A 19,112-nucleotide genomic window follows, 5' to 3' on the forward strand; every position below is an offset into this window, starting at 1 on the left:
AGTGCATCTATGGTGTTTACCCTGAGCGCGCACAATCCCGGCGAAGAACGAGGAATTGCATGAATGAGCATGTAGACGCGGGGCTGGCTGCCGCGCTGGAAAGCGGCAACGGCAGCAACGGTGCCCAGGGTCACGCCGTCGCCGGGGAGGCGAAGAATCCGCTGCTGGTGGCGCTGGGCGACCGCGTGCGCAACCTGCGCGCGCAGCGCGGCCTCACGCGCAAGGCGGTGGCTATTTCGGCCGACGTGTCGGAGCGCCACCTGGCGAATCTTGAATACGGCATCGGCAACGCGTCGATCCTGGTGCTGCAGCAGGTGGCCGGTGCGCTGCACTGCTCGCTGGCCGAACTGGTGGGTGACGTCACGACCAGCTCGCCCGAGTGGCTGCTGATCCGCGAACTGCTCGAGCACCGCAGCGAAGCCGACCTGCGCCGCGTGCGCGTGGCGCTCGGCGAGTTGCTGGGCACCGCCTCTGTCGACCCGGCGCGGCACCGGCGCATCGCCCTCGTGGGGCTGCGCGGCGCGGGCAAGTCGACGCTGGGGCAGATGCTGGCCGAAGACCTGGAACTGCCCTTCATCGAGCTGAGCCGCGAGATCGAGAAGCTCGCCGGCTGCAGCGTGCGCGAGATCCACGACCTGTACGGCACCAACGCCTACCGTCGCTACGAGCGCCGCGCGCTCGAGGAGGCTGTGCAGATCTACAGCGAGGTGGTCATCGCCACGCCCGGCGGCATCGTGTCAGACCCGGCCACCTTCAACGAACTGCTCGCGCACTGCACCACCGTGTGGCTGCAGGCCGCGCCCGAGGAGCACATGGGCCGTGTGGCCGCGCAGGGCGACACCCGCCCGATGGCGGCCAGCAAGGAAGCGATGGAAGACCTGCGCCGCATCCTGAATGGCCGGGCCGCCTTTTATTCGAAGGCCGATCTGTCGGTGGATACGAGCGGCAAGACCTTGTCGCAGAGCTTCCAGGCCTTGCGCTCCGTCGCCCGCCAGTCCATGGGACTGGTCTAGGCGCCTGAAATCTGAAAAAAAGTGCACTAGGCATTGACTTGCCTATTTGCATGCAGCATGATGCATGTCATCGGAGCAAGAAAGTGCATTATCTTTCCTGTTCACGGTTTCCGAACACTGCCCCACAGGAGACTTCCGCATGACCGACACCACCACCACGCTCCAGGCGCCCCCGCGCGTCGACTACCGCACCGAGCCCGGCCAATACCGCCACTGGTCCCTGAGCTTCGACGGTGCCATCGCGCGCCTCGTGCTCGACATTGCGGAAGACGGCGGCATCCGCCCCGGCTACAAGCTCAAGCTCAACAGCTACGACCTGGGTGTGGACATCGAGCTGAACGACGCGCTCAACCGCGTGCGCTTCGAGCACCCCGAAGTGCGCAGCGTGATCGTCACCAGCGGCAAGGACCGCATCTTCTGCTCGGGCGCCAACATCTTCATGCTCGGCGTCTCGGGCCATGCGTGGAAGGTGAACTTCTGCAAGTTCACGAATGAAACGCGCAACGGCATCGAAGACTCCTCGAAGCATTCGGGCCTGAAGTTCCTCGCGGCCGTGAATGGTGCCTGCGCGGGCGGCGGCTACGAACTGGCACTGGCTTGCGACGAGATCCTGCTGGTGGACGACCGCTCCTCCGCCGTGTCGCTGCCCGAAGTGCCGCTGCTCGGCGTGCTGCCCGGCACCGGCGGCCTGACCCGCGTGACCGACAAGCGCCACGTGCGCCATGACCTCGCCGACATCTTCTGTACCAGCGTCGAAGGCGTACGCGGCCAGCGCGCGGTCGACTGGCGTCTGGTCGATGCCGTGGCCAAGCCCGCGCAGTTCGCCGCAGCGGTGCAAGACCGTGCTTCGCAGCTCGCCGCAGGCAGCGACCGCCCCGCCGGCGGCAAGGGCGTGGCCCTGACCCGCCTCGAGCGCACCGACAGCGCCGACGGCATCGCCTATTCGCACGTCAACGTGCAGATCGACCGCAGCAAGCGCACCGCCACGATCACCGTCAAGGCGCCCACCGGCGCGCAGCCGGCGGACATCGCCGCCATCGAGGCCGCAGGCGCCGCCTGGTGGCCGCTCGCGATGTGCCGCGAACTCGACGACGCCATCCTCAACCTGCGTACCAACGAACTCGACACCGGCACCTGGCTGCTCAAGACCGAAGGCGATGCCGCCGCCGTGCTCGCGTCGGACGCCGTGATGCTCGCCAACAAGGACCACTGGCTGGTGCGCGAAACCATCGGCGCGCTGCGTCGCACGCTGGCACGCCTCGATGTTTCTTCGCGCAGCCTGTTCGCGCTGGTCGAAGCCGGCTCGTGCTTCGCCGGCACGCTGGCCGAGCTGGCCTTTGCGGCCGACCGCACGTACATGCTCGCGCTGCCCGACGATGCCGACCGCGCACCCAAGCTCACGCTCGACGAGTTCAACTTCGGTTTCTTCCCGATGGTGAACGACCAGAGCCGCCTGCAGCGCCGCTTCTATGAAGAGGCCGCGCCGCTCGAAGCCGCGCGCGCCGCCGCAGGCAAGGCGCTCGACGCCGACGAAGCGCTGAAGCTCGGCCTGGTCACCGCCGCACCCGACGACATCGACTGGGACGACGAGATCCGCATCGTCATCGAGGAGCGCGCCGCCATGTCGCCCGACGCGCTCACCGGCCTCGAGGCCAACCTGCGCTTCGCGAGCAAGGAAAACATGGCCACCCGCATCTTCGGCCGGCTCACCGCCTGGCAGAACTGGATCTTCAACCGCCCCAACGCCGTCGGCGAAAAGGGTGCGCTCAAGGTCTACGGCACCGGCGAAAAGGCCGGCTTCGACATGAACCGCGTTTGAGCTGACAGTCCGTACAACCCAAGGAACAACGATGAGCACGATCAACTACAGCGAGAAGATCCCCAACAACGTCAACCTCGGCGAAGACCGCACGCTGCAGCGCGCGCTCGAAGGCTGGCAGCCCAACTTCATCAACTGGTGGGACGACGTGGGCCCCGAAGGCTCCACCAACCACGAGGTGTACCTGCGCACGGCCGTGAGCGTCGACCCGCAGGGCTGGGCCCAGTTCGGCCACGTGAAGATGCGCGACTACCGCTGGGGCATCTTCCTGAACCCGGGCGACGCCAACCGCGAAGTTCACTTCGGCGACCACAAGGGCGAGAAGGCCTGGCAGGACGTGCCCGGCGAACACCGCGCCAACCTGCGCCGCATCATCGTGACGCAGGGCGACACCGAGCCCGCATCGGTCGAGCAGCAGCGCCACCTGGGCCTCACGGCGCCAAGCATGTACGACCTGCGCAACCTGTTCCAGATCAACGTGGAAGAAGGCCGCCACCTGTGGGCGATGGTCTATCTGCTGCACAAGCACTTCGGCCGCGACGGGCGCGAGGAAGCCGAGGCGCTCTTGCAGCGCACCTCGGGCGACGAGAACAACCCGCGCATCCTGGGTGCCTTCAACGAGCGCACGCCCGACTGGCTCGCGTTCTTCATGTTCACGTACTTCACCGACCGAGACGGCAAGTTCCAGCTTTCGGCGCTGGCCGAAAGCGCGTTCGATCCGCTGGCGCGCACCACGAAGTTCATGCTGACCGAGGAAGCGCACCACATGTTCGTAGGCGAAAGCGGCGTGTCGCGCGTCATCGCGCGCACCGCTCAGGTGATGAACGAGCTGAAGACCGATGACGCGCAGAAGGTGCGCGCCGCGGGCTGCATCGACCTGGGCACCATCCAGCGCTACCTGAACTTCCACTACAGCGTGACCATCGACCTGTTCGGCGCCGACCAGTCGAGCAACGCCGCCATCTTCTACAGCTCGGGCCTGAAGGGCCGCTACGAAGAAGGCAAGCGCACGGACGATCACATCCTCAAGGGCCAGACCTACAAGGTGCTGGAAGTGAAGGAAGGCCAGCTCGTCGAGAAAGACGTGCCGATGCTCAATGCACTGAACGAAGTGCTGCGCGACGACTTCATCAAGGACTCGGTGGCCGGCGTCGGCCGCTGGAACAAGGTGCTGGAAAAGGCCGGCATCCCGACGCGCCTGGTGGTGCCGCACAAGGCCTTCAACCGCCAGATCGGCGCGCTCGCCGGCATCAAGATGTCGCCGGAAGGCCGCGTGGTGAACGACGTGGAATGGGCCGCCAAGCGCGACGAATGGCTGCCGAGCGCCGAAGACTTCGCTTTCGTGGCATCGTTGATGGGCCGCGTGGTGGAGCCGGGCAAGTTCGCAGGCTGGATCTCGCCGCCGGTGATGGGCATCAATCGCCAGCCCGTGGACTTCGAATACGTGCGTTTCGGCTGAGCGCCTGGATATGAATCCCTCGTCCCCACGGCGAGGGGATGGAGAACAACATGGACATGGCCGTTGAAGCCGGGGTCATCAAGCAGCACCTGATCGACCCCGAGATCTGCATCCGCTGCAACACTTGCGAGGCCACCTGCCCCGTCAACGCGATCACGCACGACGACAACAACTACGTCGTGCGAGCCGACGTCTGCAACGGCTGCATGGCCTGCATCTCGCCGTGCCCGACGGGCTCGATCGACAACTGGCGCACGATGCCGCTGGTGCGCGCGTACACGATCGAGGAACAGCTCACCTGGGAATCGCTGCCCGCCGAGCTCTCACCCGAAGAACTGGAAGCGGCCGGCGTGTCTGCCGAAGCCGCTGGCGATGCCGCCGCGCCTGAGCAAACCCAGGCGCAAGCCCAGGCTGCAGTCGAATCCGTCGAGCCGGCCTTCAACTCCGCGCAGTACGGCGCCACCGTGCCGCCCTGGTCGGCTGCGCACGCCTACACCAATCTCTTTCCGCCGAAGACGCCGACCACCGCCACCGTGGTGGGCAACTTCAACTGCACCGAGGCCGGCTTCGACAGCGAGACGCATCACATCGTGCTCGACTTCGGCGTGTTGCCATTCCCGGTGCTCGAAGGCCAGTCGATCGGCATCGTGCCTCCGGGCATTGATGCCATCGGCAAGCGCCACCATGCGCGCCAGTACTCGGTGGCCAGCCCGCGCAACGGCGAGCGGCCCGGCTACAACAACGTCTCGCTCACCGTGAAGCGCGTGACCGAAGACCATGAAGGCGAGCCGGTGCGCGGCGTGTGCTCCAATTACGTGTGCGACCTGAAGGTGGGCGACACGGTGCAGGTGGTGGGGCCCTTCGGCGCGTCGTTCCTGATGCCGAACCACCCCAGGTCGCACATCGTGATGATCTGCACCGGCACCGGCAGCGCGCCGATGCGCGCCATGACCGAATGGCGCCGCCGGCTGCGCAAGAGCGGCAAGTTCGAAGGCGGCAAGCTGATGCTGTTCTTCGGCGCGCGCACGCAGCAGGAGCTGCCGTACTTCGGCCCGCTGCAGTCGCTGCCCAAGGACTTCATCGACATCAACCTCGCGTTCTCGCGCACGCCGGGGCAACCCAAGCGCTACGTGCAGGACCTGATGCGCGAACGCGCCGCCGACCTGGCCGCACTGCTGAAAGACGGCAGCAGCCATTTCTACGTGTGTGGCCTCAAGAGCATGGAAGAGGGCGTGGTGCTCGCACTGCGCGACGTGGCGAAGGAAGCGGGGCTCGACTGGGACTCCGTCGGCGCTGCCCTGAAGCGCGAAGGCCGCCTGCACCTCGAAACGTACTAAGCTGCGGCGGATGAAGTTCGCCGACTTCCATGCGGGCCAGGTTATCGAGGCCGGCCCTTACGTGCTTGCCGAAGCCGAGCTCCTGCAGTTCGCGCGGGCCTACGACCCGCAGTGGTTTCACACCGATGCCGACGCGGCTGCCGACAGCCCTTTCGGCGGGCTGATCGCCAGCGGCTGGCATACGTGCTCCATCGCGATGCGGCTGGTGGTCGGCGCGGCGCTCGCCGGCTCCGAGTCTTTTGCGTCGCCGGGGCTCGAGCATGTGCGCTGGCCCAACCCCGTGCGGCCCGGCGACGCGCTGCGATTGGTGGCAGACGTTATCGAGGTGCGCCGCTCCGAGAAGCGCCCCACGCTCGGCATCCTGCGCTGGCGCTGGCGGCTCTTCAACCAGCGCGAGCTGGTGGTGCTCGACGCGGAAGTCACCAGCCTGTTCAAGCTCAAGCTGGCCGACTGAGGCTTCATCAATAAAAAAGCCCGCAACGCGGGCGCTGCGGGCTTTCTTCGGCTTGGCCGCCGGGGTTACTGCTGCTTGATGTCGACAGCGCCCGAGCCTTGGGCCTTGGCGCGAGCCTTCGCGCCGGCGTTTGCCGGCTTCACGGTACCGGCGGTCGAGCCCACGGCGCCGGTTGCGCCATTCAGCGTGCTGCCAGCGGTGTTCGCCACGCCGCCCACTGCATTCGTGGCGCCGCCGACAGCGCCGGTGGCACCACCCAGCACGCCACCGACGGCATTGCCAACGCCGCCTGTCGAGTTGCCGGCCGCGTCGGTGGCGGTAGTGCCGGCATTCGTGCGGGCGCCTGCGGCCGCACCGGTGCGTGCACCGGCGCCTGCTGCGGCTCCGCCCTGTGGGGAGCCGGTGCCGGCGGCGCCCGAAGTGTTCACGTCTGCATTGACTCCCACGCCGACCCCGACGCCTTGCGCCTGGGCTGCGCCGCCGACGGCCAGGAGGCCTGCGAGCAGGGCGCCGAGGAAGATGCGGTTGTGTTGCTGTTGCTTCATGGGTGACTGTTCCTTTCGTAGCATGGTCACGATTTCAAGAACCGACCGAGGTTCGATCGATTCGGGTGCAACCATGGCCGGGCCGCCATCTGTCGCCATGTGCGCGACAGTCGCCCACACGTGTGGGAATCGGCTGTCGGCGAAATCAGAGGCTCGTACGTTAGGCCCCGGCCCGCATCAAGGCAGCAGATGCGTGCTGAAGAACGCTGTTGTCTTGCGGTTCACGTCCGGTAACACGCCGCTGCGGTCGAAGCCAGATGGGTCGTTGAGCATGTCGCCGATCAGCCCGGTGAGTCCCGGCGGCAGCGGCGACAGCAGCGAACCGTGCCCGGCGGTGGGCATGTCGGCGATCAGTTCGCAGCGCGGCAGGCAGGCCGCCAGCACCCTGTCGCTGTGAAAGCGCGGGATCAGCCAGCGGTCTTGCCGGGCGGTGATGAGCCCCAGCGGCACGCGCGGGTCGGCCAGCGAGGCCATGTCGAAATCGGCCGACGAAGGCACGGCCGCCGCGATGGCGGCGATGCGCGGGTCGGTGTGCTCGCGCGGGGTGGCGTCGTCGAAGCGATGGCGGATGACCCACAGCGCGGCCCATTTCTTCAGGCCATCGAAAGGCCCGCCCGTCAGCCGCATAATCAGGCCGACACAGGACTGGAAGTCGTCCACCAGGTTCGCCTCGCAATGCTGTTTGAACCCGGCCGGGGACCAGCGCCCGCCCGCGAGGCTCAGCGCCGTATGCCCGCCGGCCGACATGCCGTACATGCCGACCTTGTCGAGCTGCAGCAACGGGGCGAAGCGCGGGTCGCGTGCTACTGCGTCGATGGCGCGCGACACCTCGGCCGGGCGCATCGTCCAGCTGTCGGGGCCGGGGTTGCTGTCGTCCTTGTAGTTGTCGGCCTTGTGCTCGGGCATGGCGACGATGAAGCCGGCGTCTACCAGGCTGCGCGCCAGGTCCACGTGCACCCATGGCGCGCCGCCGGAGCCGTGCGAGACGACGACCAGCCGGCCATTGCCGCGCACCGGTGCGCCCTGCGCCGCCACGTCGAGCGTGAAGCGGGCGCGCCGGGTCGGCTGGGCCGCATCTGCGGACGAGTAGAACACCGTGACCGGGCCGTCGTCAGCCGTGGCAGGAAGCTCCGCCATGCCCATCGAGGCTTGCGCCCATCCGGACCACAGGGCAAGCAGGAAGATGAAATGGAAACGTCGTCGCATCGAACTCCTTGTCATCGGAGGCCCATGCCCCCGGCGACCCGGACGATGCAGCGGCGCGCCGGCCGCGTCTTGCCGAAAGCCGCAAACGCGGTTTTCGGCAAGAGATTTCAGGATTCGGCCAGCTTCTGCTTGCGGAATTCGGTGGGCGTGAGGCCGGTGGCGGCCTTGAACGCGCGGTTGAACGGGCCGATGGACTGGAAGCCCGCGGTCAACGCGATGGTCAGCACCGGTAGATCGCGCTTCGAGGAGTCGGCCAGCGCCGCTGTCGCCTCGGCCAGCCGGAAGCCGTTGACGAAGGCGTTGAAATTGCGGTGGCCCAGCCGCTGGTTGATGAGGCGGCGCAGGCGGTATTCGGGCACTGAGAGCCGTGCGGCGAGGGCGGCGATGCTCAGGTCTTCGCTGCGATAGGCGTGATCGACCGCCATGGCGTGTTGCAGGGATTCGGCGAGGCGGTCTTCGGCGGGGTCGGGGGCCGGAGGTTCGACGGGGGGCGGTTCGACCGTTGGGATAGGCGCATCCGGAACCACCGCGGCCGGAAACAGCTCCGACCCCGCCAGCCGCACCATCCGCCAGGCCACCACCGCCACGATCAGCAGCAGCATCGCCACATCAGCCGTCGCCGACAGGCTGGACAACTGCCCGTGCGGCGAGGCCAGCCGGACGACCAGCATCCCGACGCTGTAGCCGACGCCCGTCACCACGATGAACACGCGCAGCCGGCGCCGCCCCTCCACCAGATCCGCCCGCCATTGCGAGGCTGCCGCCATCGCGGCCAGCACCGCGAACACCAGTGGCACGGCGCGCTGAACTCCCATCGTCACCGGTGCGAGCACCGAGGCGCTGCCCGCCACCACCGCGCAGTTGAGCGCGGCCACCGCGGCCACCACGAGCCAAGCGGCAATGTGCACGGGCCGCGGCCTGAAGTCATCGTTGAACAGCGCCTGCACGAACACCCAGAACAGCACGGCATTGCCGACCGCCACGGCGACGAATGGCGACTGCCACACGCGCGGCACGAGCGATTCGAAGGCCGGCGCGGAGCCGATGACCTGGATGCACAGGCCCAGCGTCAGCAGCACGCCGGCGCGCGCGACCGGCAGGCGAGGGCGGTCGCGGCCGAGGACCAGCGCGAGCACGAGCAGCAAGGCCAGCAGCACGCCGCGCAGGGCGGCGTCGAGCAGGGTTGTCGGGGCGGGCGTCATGGTGGGGTTGGTGCGGCCGGCCCGATTCTCACCTCAGTGTCGTGACAACCGACGGGCGTTCCGGCCCCGCAAGACCCTTCGGCACGCCATGACAAACATATGCAACTCATAATGTTGCATGAAACGAGACAGCAAGCTTTCAGCCGTTCTCCATGTGCTCCTGCACATGGCCGAGATGAACGACCCCGTCACGTCCGAGTCGCTCGCGGCCGCGATGCACACCAACCCGGTCGTCGTGCGCCGCCTCATGGCCGGCCTGCGGCAGGCGGGGTTCGTCAGCTCGGCCAAGGGCCATGGCGGCGGCTGGGTGCTGTCGTGCTCGCTGGCGGCGGTGACGCTGGGCGACATCCACAACGCCGTCGGCGCGCCCGCGCTGCTGGCAATGGGCAATCGCACCGAGAGCCCGGGCTGCATCGTCGAGCAGGCCGTGAACGCGGCGCTCGACGGAGCGTGCGACGAGGCCGAGGCGCTGCTGCTCAGGCGTTTCAACAGCATCACGCTGGCGGATCTTTCCAGGGACTTCCACCGCCGCATGACGGGCGGCGGCTTTACATCGAAGGACATTGAGCATGCGCTATGACGCACTGATCGTGGGCGGCAGCTTTGCCGGCCTTTCCGCTGCCATGCAGCTGGCTCGCGCGCGAAGGAACGTGTGCGTCGTCGACGCGGGCGCGCCGCGCAACCGCTTCGCCGCGGCGTCGCACGGCTTCTTCGGGCAGGACGGCATGCCGCCCTTGAAGATGATTGCCGACGCGCGCGACAAGCTGCTTGCGTATCCGTCCGTCAAGTTCGTCAATGCTAGTGCGGTGGCCGCGAACGCCGAGGGCGCGGAGGGGTTCACGATGTCCCTGGACAACGGCGAGCAAGTCTCGACCCGCAAGCTGCTCCTGGCCTACGGCATTCAGGACGGCCTGCCCGACATCGCCGGCATCAGCGAGCGCTGGGGCAAGAGCGTGTTGCATTGCCCCTATTGCCACGGCTACGAGTTCAGCGGGCGCCCGCTGGGCGTGCTGTTCCACAGCGGACACCCACCGGACCATTCGCTGCTGATCAACGAGTGGGGCCCGACCACGATCTTCCTGAATGGCGGCGAGGGGCCCGATGCCGAGACGCGCGCGAGACTGCAGTCGCGCGGCGTGGTGATCGAACCGAAGCGCATCGTGGGCCTGGAAGGCGCGGCGCCTCAGCTTGCCGGCGTGCGCATCGACGACGGCAGGCTCGTGCCGATCGAGGCGCTGTACGTGGTGCCGCACACGCGTCCGTCCAGCCCGCTGGCCGAACAACTCGGCTGCGCCTTCGACGACGGCCCCTTCGGCCCGGTGCTGCGCGTCGACGGCATGAAGATGACGACGGTGCCCGACGTCTACGCGGCGGGCGACCTCTCGATGAAATTCACCAATGCCACGCTGGCCTCGGCGGACGGCCTGATGGCCGGCGTGTCGCTGCATCGGTCGCTGGTGTTCGACGCTTGAGCGAACTTTTTTCCCGGATCCGGGAAAAGTGGCTCAAGATCACCCTATAATCTGAGGCTTCACGCGGGAATAGCTCAGTTGGTAGAGCGCAACCTTGCCAAGGTTGAGGTCGAGAGTTCGAGACTCTTTTCCCGCTCCACATTGCAGAAAAAAAGGCCACCTCATCGGGTGGCCTTTTTCATTGGTGCCTCAGGTCAACCCCTGGCCGCCAACACCGTCCCCCGGCTCTCCCCAAACCCGATGCGCGCATGCCCCGGCTTCTCGCACCAGCCGCGCAGCAGCACCGCATCGCCGTCTTCCAGAAAACCGCGCTGTTCGCCATTGCTCAGCGTCACCGGGCTTTGCGCGGCGCGCGTCAGCTCGATGATTGCGCCGGCTTCACCTGCACCGGGCCCCGAGATCGTGCCGCTGCCGAACAGGTCGCCCGGGTTCAGGCTGCAACCGCCCATCGTGTGGTGCGTCACCATCTGCGCGACGCTCCAGTACTGGTGCCTGAAGCTCGTGGACGACAGGCGCGACGGTCCGGTCTTCTCCTTGCGCACCTTCTCGCTTTCGAGCCAGACCTCCAGGCGGATGTCGAGCGCACCGCTCTCGCGATTCTTCGCGTTCTCCAGGTACGCGAGCGGTTGGGGCTCGCTCGCTGGCCGCGTCCACGCCTGCCGGTAGGGCACGAGCGCTTCCATCGTCACGATCCATGGCGAGATCGTGGTTGCGAAGTTCTTCGCGAGGAAGGGACCGAGCGGCGCCATCTCCCAGAACTGGATGTCGCGCGCAGACCAGTCGTTCAGCAGGCAGATGCCGAAGATGTGTTCTTCCGCATGTTCGAGCGCAATGGGCTCGCCCTGCGCATTGCCCGTGCCGATCCACACGCCAAGCTCCAGCTCGTAGTCGAGCCGCGCGCAGGCCTGATACGTCGGCGCCTTCGCGCCCGGCGCCATCGCCTGCCCCATCGGCCGGTGAAAGCGCTGGCCGCTCACGCCGATGGTCGACACGCGCCCGTGGTACGCGGTCGGAATCCAGCGGAAGTTGGGCGTCACGTCGCCTTCGGGGTTGAACAGGCGCGTGATGTTCAGCGCATGGTCGATCGAGGTGTAGAAGTCGGTGTAGTCGCCGATGCGTGCAGGCACCGTGTATTCGACTTCGGCCTGCGGCACCAGGCATTCGCGCACGGCCTGCACCGTGGCGACGGGTGCGTCGTTCTTCAGCAGGTCGAAGAGCGCGTGCCGCAGCGCCTTCCACGCGGCGCCGCCGAGCGCGAAGAAGTCGTTCAGCACGGGCAGCGCGGCTGCTCGCGCCGCATCGAGTGCAAGACCGTCGAGCTGTTGCTGGGCGGCCAGCGCCGCAAGGTCCAGCACCTGGTCGCCGATGGCGACGCCGCCGCGAAACGCCTCGCTGCTGCCCGCGCGGCGAAACACCGCATGCGGCAGGTTCTGGATCGGAAAGTCGCTGTTCGCTGCATTGGCCGATTCGACCCAGCTGCGCGCGTTGGCGTCGTGCGTGTGGTTGAGTGCGCTCATGGTGAAGAGGCCCTCACACCGAAGCCATCAGCGCGTCGTCGAAGATCGCGACCGCGCGCGTCCACCCCGCCGACGCGCCGCGGATCTTGTGCGGAAAGCAGCTGATGAAGAAGCCCGTGGGTGGTAGCACCTCGAGGTTGTGCAGCTTCTCGATGTGGCAGTAGCCGATGTCGCGGCCGGCCTTGTGGCCTTCCCAGATCAGCGAGGCGTCATGCGTCTCGCCGTACTTCTTCGCGGTGTGCACGAAGGGCGCGTCCCAGCTCCATGCGTCGGTGCCGGTGAGGCGCACGCCGCGCTCCAGCAGGTACATCGTCGCCTCGTAGCCCATGCCCGCGCCGGCCGACACGTAGTCGGGGTTGCCGTAGCGCGAGCCGGCGCGCGTGTTGACCACCACGATCTCCAGCGGACTCAGCGCGTGGCCGATGCGCTTCAACTCGGCCTCGACGTCGTCGGCCGTCACCACATAGCCGTCGGCGAAGTGGCGAAAGTCGAGCTTCACGCCCGGCTGGAAGCACCATTCGAGCGGCACGTCATGGATCGCGATGGCGGGCTTCTTCTCGCCCAGCGCCTTGTCCATGGTCGAGTGGAAGTGATAGGGCGCATCGAGGTGCGTGCCGTTGTGCGTCGACAGCTGCACCAGCTCCACCGCCCAGCCTTCGCCGTCGGGCAGGTCTTCGCGCTGAAGGCCGGGAAAGAAGGGCTCGATCTGCTCGTAGGTCTGCTCGTGCGTGAAGTACTGGATCTTCGGTGCGAAGGCCGGCGGGTCGGAGAGCACGTCGTTTTCGAGAAAGATCGAGAGGTCGACGAATTTGCGTGGCATGGCGGGGCTCCTTGTGGGGTGTTCGTGTTGGAAGAAAAGGAAAGAGAGGGAAAGAGAAGAGGAAGGAATCAGGGCTGCTGCCAACGCAGCAGGCGTTTCTCGGCAAAGGCCAGCAGCGCGTTGCTCGCGAAGCCGATGAGCCCGAGCAGCACGATGCCGGCGAACAGGTCGCTGGCGCGAAAGGCGCGTGCTGCCAGCAGAATGGCCTGGCCCAGGCCGCTTTGCGAGGCGATCATTTCGCCCACCACCGCGACGATCAGCGCAATGGTCAGCGCGAGCCGCATGCCGGCCAGGATGTCGGGCATTGCATTGGGCAGGCCCATCTTCCAGATGTACGCCGCGCGCGACATCTGCAGGCAGCGCGCCACTTCCGACAGGCGCGGCTCCACCGCCGCGAAGCCGTGCACCGTGGCCAGCAGCACCGGCCACATCGCGCCGAAGGCGACCACGAAGAGCACCATGCCGGGGTTCAGCCCGAAGATCGAAATCGCCAGCGGCAGCAGCGCCGAGGCGGGCAGGGGGCGAATGAACTCCAGCGTCGGCTGCACCCACGCACGCACCGAGGGCGACACGCCGATGGCCGCGCCCAGCAGCACGCCGAAGAGCGAAGCAAGCAGCCAGCCCTCGATCATCCGGCCCACAGTGGCCTGCGTGAAACCGAGCAGTTCGCCGTTGCCGCCTTCGCCGGAGAGGTTGAGTCCTTCGAGCAGGCTGGAGAAGGTAGCCTGCGGCGTCGGCAGGAACACGCGGCTGACCCAGCCCGCGTTGCTCGCGACCCACCACAGCGCGATCAGCGCGAGCAACACGCCCAGCGAGCCGAGCCAGTTCAGGCCGGTGCGATCGTTGTTGTTGCCGCTCATGACGGCACCCCCATGCGCCGCGACACCACGCGCTGCAACAGCAGCATGCCCGCATTGACTGCGAAGCCCACCACCCCGATCCAGCCCAGCCAGGCGAGCATCAGCGCGGGGTCGAAGCTCTGCTGCGCGATCATCATCGCGTAGCCCATGCCGTTCGGGTTGGCCGCGATCTCCACCGTCACGGCCACCACCAGCGCCACCGCCACGCCCAGCCGCAGCGCGACGAACAGGCGCGGCACGATGGCCGGCAGCACGATCTTGAAGGCCCGCTCACGCGCCGACAGGCCCAGCACGCGGCTGACTTCGAGCAGCCGTGGCTCGATCTGCTGCACCGCCGACTGCACCAGCACCAGCAGCGGCCAGAAGGTGGCAAACGCCACGATGGCCAGTTCCATGCGCACGCCGAAGCCGAAGGTCAGCATCGCGAGCGGGATCAGCGCGACCGAAGGCACCGGGCGCAGCACCTCGATGGAGACGGAGCCGAGCTGCGCCGCGCGGCGCGAGAGTCCGAGCACCATGCCCAATGCGATGCCGAGCACAGCGCCCAGCAGCAAACCAAGTGCCGCGGTGCCGAGCGTGAAGCCGGTGGCCTGCCAGAGCGAGCCGTCCATGGCCGTGCCGACGAATGCCTTGGCCGCAGCACTCGGCGGCGCGAGCGCATCGCTGCCCAGCGCGGCTGCACGTCGCGCGTACCACTCGAAGGCTCCGACGAGCACCACCGGAAACACCCACGGCCGCATCCAGCGAAGGAGCCGGTTCTCAGTCATGGCCCTGCTCGATGAAGGCGAACAGTTCACGCCGCAACTGCAGGTACTCCGGATGCTCCTTCGTCGTGAGCTGGTCGCGCGGCCGGGGGATCTTCACGTCGATCATCCGTGCGAGACTCGGCCGCCCCGGCCCCGGGTTGGCCTGCAACGCGATCACGCGGTCACCGAGGTAGATGGCCTCTTCCAGGTCGTGCGTGACGAACAGCACTGTGAGCCCGTCGTCACGCACCAGTCGCGCGAGCTCGTCCTGCAGGCTTTGCCGCGTGAGCGCGTCGAGCGCGCCGAAGGGCTCGTCCATCATCATCAGCTCGGGCTTCTGCGCGAGGCAGCGCGCAATCTGCGCACGCTGCTGCATGCCGCCCGACAGCTGCACCGGAAACTTCTGCGCATGCTTCGCGAGGCCGACCTTGCCAAGCACGTCGGCGATGCGCGGCGCGCGTTCGGCGGCGGGCACGCCGGCCGCTTCCAGCGCGAGGCTCACATTGCCTTCCACCGTGCGCCACGGCAGCAGCGCGCGGCCATAGTCCTGGAACACGAAAGCGACTTCGCGCGAAGGCTCGGTCATCTTCACGCCGTTGCGCCGCACCTCGCCCGCGCTCGCGGTGACGAGCCCGCTGGCTGCGCGCAGCAGCGTGGTCTTGCCGCAGCCGCTGGGGCCGACGATGCAGACGAACTCGCCGCGCGCCACGTCGAACGAAGTGGGCGACAGAATCTCGCGCCCGCCGAGGCGGATGGTCACGCCGTCGAAGCGCAGGAAGGGAGTGGCTTGCATCGTGGGGCTGGCCGGCGAATGAAAGGCGCTCGCCGACAGTGCGGCGCGTGCGGTGATGGGGGCAGGTGCTGAGATCACTTCGCCACCAGCTTCGCAACGTCGATGCTCGCCTTGAGCATGTCTTGCTCTTTCATCAGCCCGGTCCAGTAGGCGAGCTGCTTTTCCGTTACCACGGGGCCGGGCGGCGAGATCTGCACCTTGGCCAGCATTTCGGGCGGCAGCTTGATGTATTTGCCGATGGCAGCGCGCACCTTGGCGTCGTTCTTCGGCTGCTGCATGAACCCACCCGACTCGACCAGTGCTTCGCGAAAGGCGCGTGCCGCCGCCGGATTCTTCGCCACCCACTCGCGCTTGGCCGCATGCACGATGGTCTGGTTGTTCTCGGGCAGGAAGGTCGAGTAGTACGAAGCCACGTAGCCCGCACCGCTCTCGGTGATGCGGCTCATGAACGGATCGGCCGACACCACCGCATCGACCGAGCCGCCGCGCAGCAGGTCGGCATGCTGCGGGAATGCGGCCTCGACGAAGTTGACCTTGCGGTAGTCCACGCCGCTGTCTTTCAGCCATGCGCGGAAGGTCACGTGCAGGAAGGCGCCGAGGCCCGGCACGCCGATCTTCTTGCCCACGCAGTCCTGCGGGCTCTTGATGCCCGAGCCCGCGCGCGCCACCAGGCCGAAGCCGGTGATGGTCTTCGAGGTGAGGCCGCCGCCGGCCACCAGCACCAGGTCGAGCCCGCCATCCACCGCCTGCAGGAACACCGAGGGCGTGGGTCCGCCGATCTGCAGCGAGTCGGATTGCAGCGCCGCCGGGATCGTCGAGTTCAGCGGGATGAACTTGAGTTCGACCTCGAGATTGCGCTTCTTGAAGTAGCCCTCTTCGGCCGCCACGAAGACCGAGGCGAAGTCGGTCACGGCCGTGTAGCCGAACACGATCTTCGGATTGGACTGGGCGCGCGAAGGCAGCGCGGCAATGGCCGACGTCGCGGCAAGCGCCGACAGCAGGGTGCGTCGTTTCATCATGGCTTTTGTCTCCTGGAGATGGTCTTGTTCGTGCGTGGGGTCTTGGGCCGCGGCAGCGCGGCGCGCAGGCCGCCCACGATGAAGCTCACCAGCATCGGCGCCACGGCCGGGTCGGCGCGCGTGTTCTCGCCGCGCGAGAGCCGTTCGATGCGGCTGTCGTTCAGGTGGTGCAGCAGCGAGCCCAATGCGAACTGATAGCCCCAGGCCGCCTGGCTGCGCGTGGCATGCGGCAGCGCGACGTGCAGCGCATCGATGTACGCCTCGGCCAGCGGGTCGAAGTAGGCGCGCAGCACGCGGTCGGCTTCCTCGGTGGCGTGGTACAGCTCGCGCGCCACCAGCAGCGCGTAGTACTCGCCCTCTGAACTTGCGCGCAGCGCCAGCACGGGCGCGGTGAAGGCTTCGATGATGCGCGGCAGCGTGCGCGTGTCGTCGGGGTCGATGTTCACAGCGGCCAGCCCCGCGAGCCGCGCCTCGATGGAGTGGCCCCAGTGCTCGAAGATCGCGTGAAACAGCTCGTGCTTCTGGCCGTAGTAGTAGCCCACCAGCGCCAGCGGCACGCCGGCCTCCTCGGCGATCTGGCGGATCGTCACCACGTGGTAGCCGTGCTGCGCAAAAAGCTTCTCGGCCGCCAGCAGGATCGCCTGCTTGCGGTCGGGCCGCGCAGTCGCGATGGCGACTGCGGCGGGGGGCGGCGTCGCGGCGCGCGAGGTGCCGCGCCTTGCGGTAGGTGTGCGGGTGCTCATGAGGGCGTATTGAACGCTTGTACAAAAACATTGAACACACGTACAAACCCTGAGGTCAACCCCGATTGAGCACGGTCGTTCGCAGCGCTACGCTCGTGCCATGCCCGCTCCCAACATCCCCCAGATCCGCCTCTATCAAGACTGGCTGCGCGAGACGCGCGGCCTCGTGTTCGACAGCTACGACGCCCTGTGGCGCTGGTCCGTCACCGAGCTCGATGCCTTCTGGCAGAGCATCTGGGACTACGCCCGCATCGAGTCGCCCACGCCGCACACAGCCGTGCTCGCCGAATCGCGCATGCCCGGCGCGCGCTGGTTCCCGGGCGCCCAGGTCAACTACGCACGCGAGGTGCTGCGCCATGCCGATGCGGCACACGCGGCCGGCATGCCCGCCATCGTGAGCGACAACGAACGCGGCGAAGTGCGCGAGATGTCGTGGCCCGAAATGCGCCGCCAGGTTGCGTCAGTAGCGCTCACGCTCAAGTCGCTCGGCGTGCAGCGCGGCGATCGCGTTGCGGCCTATATGCCCAACGTGCCCGAGACCATGGTGGCCTTTCTCGCGTGCTCCAGCATCGGCGCGATCTGGAGCGTGTGCGCGCCCGACATGGGCACGGCCGCCGTGGCCGACCGCTTCCGCCAGATCGAGCCCAAGGTGCTGATCGCCGTCGATGGCGTGCACTACGGCGGCAAGCCGCTCGACCGCAGCGCCGTGCTGCAGGAGCTGCGGGGCCAGCTGCCGAGCGTGCAGAAGCTGCTGCTGGTGAAGTCGCCGTACGCCGCCAATGCCGTGCCGCACGATGTCGACTGGGCGCAGGCCACCGAGCGCAACGGTGCCGAGGTTGCCGCCTTCGAGCCCGAATGGCTGCCCTTCGACCACCCGATCTGGATCGTCTATTCGAGCGGCACCACCGGCCTGCCCAAGCCCATCGTGCACGGGCAGGGCGGCATCATCCTCACCATGCACGCCTGCGGCCTGCACAACGACGTGGGCGCGAGCTACGGCGCCAACAACTTCGGCGAGCGCTACCACTGGTACAGCTCCACCGGCTGGGTCATGTGGAACTCGCAGCTCTCGGGCATGGCCTTCGGCGCCACCATCTGCATCTACGACGGCAACCCGGCGGGCAGCAAGGAGAAGCCCGACTGGAGCGTGCTGTGGCGCTTCGTGGCGCGGCACAAGGTCACGTTCTTCGGCGCGGGCGCGGCCTACTTCACCAACTGCATGAAGGCCGGCCTTGTCGCGAAGGAATGCGGCGATCTGTCGCGCGTGCGTGCACTCGGCAGCACCGGCTCGCCGCTGCCCGAAGAGGTGCAGCGATGGGGCTCGAAGCAGATTCTCGAGGCGGGTTCGAAAGAGGTGTGGTGGTGCAACATTTCCGGCGGCACCGATTTCTGCGGCGCCTTCGTCGGCGGCAACCGCGACCTGCCCGAAGTGCCGGGCCAGATGCAGTGCCGCGAACTCGGCCATGCGGTCGAGGCGTGGAACGAGCAGGGCCAGCCGGTCATCGGCGAAGTCGGCGAGCTGGTGTGCACCAAGGCCATTCCGTCGATGCCGCTCTACTTCTGGGGCGACGAAGGCAATGCGCGCTACGTGTCGAGCTACTTCGACACCTACCCCGGCGTGTGGCGCCACGGCGACTGGATCAGGATCGGCGAGGACGGTGGCTGCATCATCTACGGCCGCAGCGACGCCACCATCAACCGCCAGGGCCTGCGCATGGGCACCAGCGAGATCTACAGCGCCGTCGAGGGCCTGCCCGAGGTACTCGACTCGATGGTGGTCGACCTCGAATACCTGGGCCGCGACAGCTACATGCCGCTGTTCGTGGTGCTGCGCCCCGGCGTGTCGCTCGACGACGCCATGCGCGCGCGGCTCAACAACGCCATCAAGACTTCGCTGTCGCCGCGCTTCGTGCCCAACGACATCTTCCAGGTGGCCGAGATCCCGCGCACGCTCTCGGGCAAGAAGCAGGAGCTGCCGATCAAGAAGCTGCTGCTGGGCCAGCCTATCGAGAAGGTGGTCAACCGCGAGGCGATGGCAAACCCCGGCAGCCTGGACTGGTACGTGGCCTTTGCCGCACAGCGTGCCTCCGCAAGTGCCTCCGCATAA

At 67.4% G+C, this 19,112-nt stretch carries 18 protein-coding genes and 1 tRNA gene; 9 read left to right on the forward strand and 10 right to left on the reverse strand.

Annotated elements, in window-relative coordinates; all coding sequences use genetic code 11:
• Positions 1–59: 59 nt before the first annotated feature.
• The 5 genes from ACZYSP_RS20895 (at position 60) to ACZYSP_RS20915 (ending at position 6,082) form a co-directional block, all read left to right on the forward strand.
• Positions 60–1,013, forward strand: coding sequence for a helix-turn-helix transcriptional regulator (locus ACZYSP_RS20895; RefSeq protein WP_093174760.1), 954 nt, complete (start codon positions 60–62; stop codon positions 1,011–1,013).
• A gap of 139 nt (positions 1,014–1,152) precedes the next feature.
• Positions 1,153–2,832 (forward strand): 2,3-epoxybenzoyl-CoA dihydrolase, encoded by a 1,680-nt coding sequence (gene boxC / locus ACZYSP_RS20900; RefSeq protein WP_489016293.1) that lies wholly within the window; start codon positions 1,153–1,155, stop codon positions 2,830–2,832.
• Positions 2,833–2,863: 31 nt separating this feature from the next.
• Entirely contained in the window at positions 2,864–4,291 is a 1,428-nt protein-coding gene (gene boxB, locus ACZYSP_RS20905) for a benzoyl-CoA 2,3-epoxidase subunit BoxB (RefSeq protein WP_093057056.1), read from the forward strand.
• A gap of 50 nt (positions 4,292–4,341) precedes the next feature.
• A complete protein-coding gene (gene boxA / locus ACZYSP_RS20910; protein ID WP_093174946.1) occupies positions 4,342–5,628 on the forward strand; it encodes a benzoyl-CoA 2,3-epoxidase subunit BoxA in 1,287 nt (428 codons plus the stop codon).
• 10 nt (positions 5,629–5,638) lie between these two features.
• Positions 5,639–6,082, forward strand: coding sequence for a MaoC family dehydratase (locus ACZYSP_RS20915; RefSeq protein ID WP_093174767.1), 444 nt, complete (start codon positions 5,639–5,641; stop codon positions 6,080–6,082).
• A gap of 65 nt (positions 6,083–6,147) precedes the next feature.
• Here ACZYSP_RS20915 and ACZYSP_RS20920 read toward each other — a convergent pair whose 3' ends face one another.
• From ACZYSP_RS20920 to ACZYSP_RS20930, 3 genes are all read right to left on the reverse strand, one after another.
• On the reverse strand, positions 6,148–6,627 hold the full coding sequence (locus tag ACZYSP_RS20920; RefSeq protein ID WP_093057054.1) for an adhesin: 480 nt from the start codon (positions 6,625–6,627) through the stop codon (positions 6,148–6,150).
• Between the two features lie 177 nt (positions 6,628–6,804).
• Positions 6,805–7,833: an alpha/beta hydrolase family protein gene (locus ACZYSP_RS20925; RefSeq protein ID WP_489016296.1), complete on the reverse strand. Its 1,029-nt coding sequence runs from the start codon at positions 7,831–7,833 to the stop codon at positions 6,805–6,807.
• Between the two features lie 107 nt (positions 7,834–7,940).
• Entirely contained in the window at positions 7,941–9,035 is a 1,095-nt protein-coding gene (locus tag ACZYSP_RS20930) for an AraC family transcriptional regulator (protein WP_489016298.1), read from the reverse strand.
• Positions 9,036–9,153: 118 nt separating this feature from the next.
• On the opposite strand from ACZYSP_RS20930, the gene ACZYSP_RS20935 reads away from it, so the two are divergent.
• The 3 genes from ACZYSP_RS20935 to ACZYSP_RS20945 all read left to right on the forward strand — a co-directional run bounded on the left by ACZYSP_RS20935 (position 9,154) and on the right by ACZYSP_RS20945 (position 10,646).
• Entirely contained in the window at positions 9,154–9,615 is a 462-nt protein-coding gene (locus ACZYSP_RS20935) for an RrF2 family transcriptional regulator (RefSeq protein ID WP_093057051.1), read from the forward strand.
• On the forward strand, positions 9,605–10,507 hold the full coding sequence (locus ACZYSP_RS20940; protein WP_489016301.1) for an NAD(P)/FAD-dependent oxidoreductase: 903 nt from the start codon (positions 9,605–9,607) through the stop codon (positions 10,505–10,507). The genes ACZYSP_RS20935 and ACZYSP_RS20940 overlap by 11 nt, the downstream gene beginning before the upstream one ends.
• A 63-nt stretch (positions 10,508–10,570) precedes the next feature.
• Positions 10,571–10,646 (forward strand) — tRNA-Gly (locus ACZYSP_RS20945).
• A gap of 55 nt (positions 10,647–10,701) precedes the next feature.
• On the opposite strand, the gene fahA is transcribed toward ACZYSP_RS20945, so the two are convergent.
• The 7 genes from fahA to ACZYSP_RS20980 form a co-directional block, all read right to left on the reverse strand.
• Positions 10,702–12,024 carry a fumarylacetoacetase gene (gene fahA / locus ACZYSP_RS20950; protein WP_489016303.1) on the reverse strand — a complete coding sequence of 441 codons (1,323 nt, stop codon included), beginning with the start codon at positions 12,022–12,024 and terminating at the stop codon, positions 10,702–10,704.
• Between the two features lie 13 nt (positions 12,025–12,037).
• Complete coding sequence (locus ACZYSP_RS20955; protein ID WP_093057047.1) at positions 12,038–12,844, reverse strand: cyclase family protein; 807 nt, start codon at positions 12,842–12,844, stop codon at positions 12,038–12,040.
• A 68-nt stretch (positions 12,845–12,912) separates the two neighbouring features.
• Positions 12,913–13,704, reverse strand: coding sequence for an ABC transporter permease (locus ACZYSP_RS20960; protein ID WP_093174783.1), 792 nt, complete (start codon positions 13,702–13,704; stop codon positions 12,913–12,915).
• Complete coding sequence (locus ACZYSP_RS20965) at positions 13,701–14,471, reverse strand: ABC transporter permease (protein WP_489016306.1); 771 nt, start codon at positions 14,469–14,471, stop codon at positions 13,701–13,703. The genes ACZYSP_RS20960 and ACZYSP_RS20965 overlap by 4 nt, the downstream gene beginning before the upstream one ends.
• On the reverse strand, positions 14,464–15,321 hold the full coding sequence (locus ACZYSP_RS20970) for an ABC transporter ATP-binding protein (protein WP_093057044.1): 858 nt from the start codon (positions 15,319–15,321) through the stop codon (positions 14,464–14,466). The genes ACZYSP_RS20965 and ACZYSP_RS20970 overlap by 8 nt, the downstream gene beginning before the upstream one ends.
• Positions 15,318–16,262 (reverse strand): ABC transporter substrate-binding protein, encoded by a 945-nt coding sequence (locus tag ACZYSP_RS20975; RefSeq protein ID WP_489016308.1) that lies wholly within the window; start codon positions 16,260–16,262, stop codon positions 15,318–15,320. Before ACZYSP_RS20975 ends, ACZYSP_RS20970 begins: the two co-directional genes overlap by 4 nt.
• A complete protein-coding gene (locus tag ACZYSP_RS20980) occupies positions 16,259–17,005 on the reverse strand; it encodes a TetR/AcrR family transcriptional regulator (protein WP_489016310.1) in 747 nt (248 codons plus the stop codon). The genes ACZYSP_RS20975 and ACZYSP_RS20980 overlap by 4 nt, the downstream gene beginning before the upstream one ends.
• 100 nt (positions 17,006–17,105) lie before the next feature.
• Here ACZYSP_RS20980 and ACZYSP_RS20985 point away from each other — a divergent pair, with 100 nt between their 5' ends.
• Complete coding sequence (locus tag ACZYSP_RS20985; protein ID WP_489016312.1) at positions 17,106–19,112, forward strand: acetoacetate--CoA ligase; 2,007 nt, start codon at positions 17,106–17,108, stop codon at positions 19,110–19,112.

This window comes from Variovorax sp. F042, assembly GCF_057814215.1.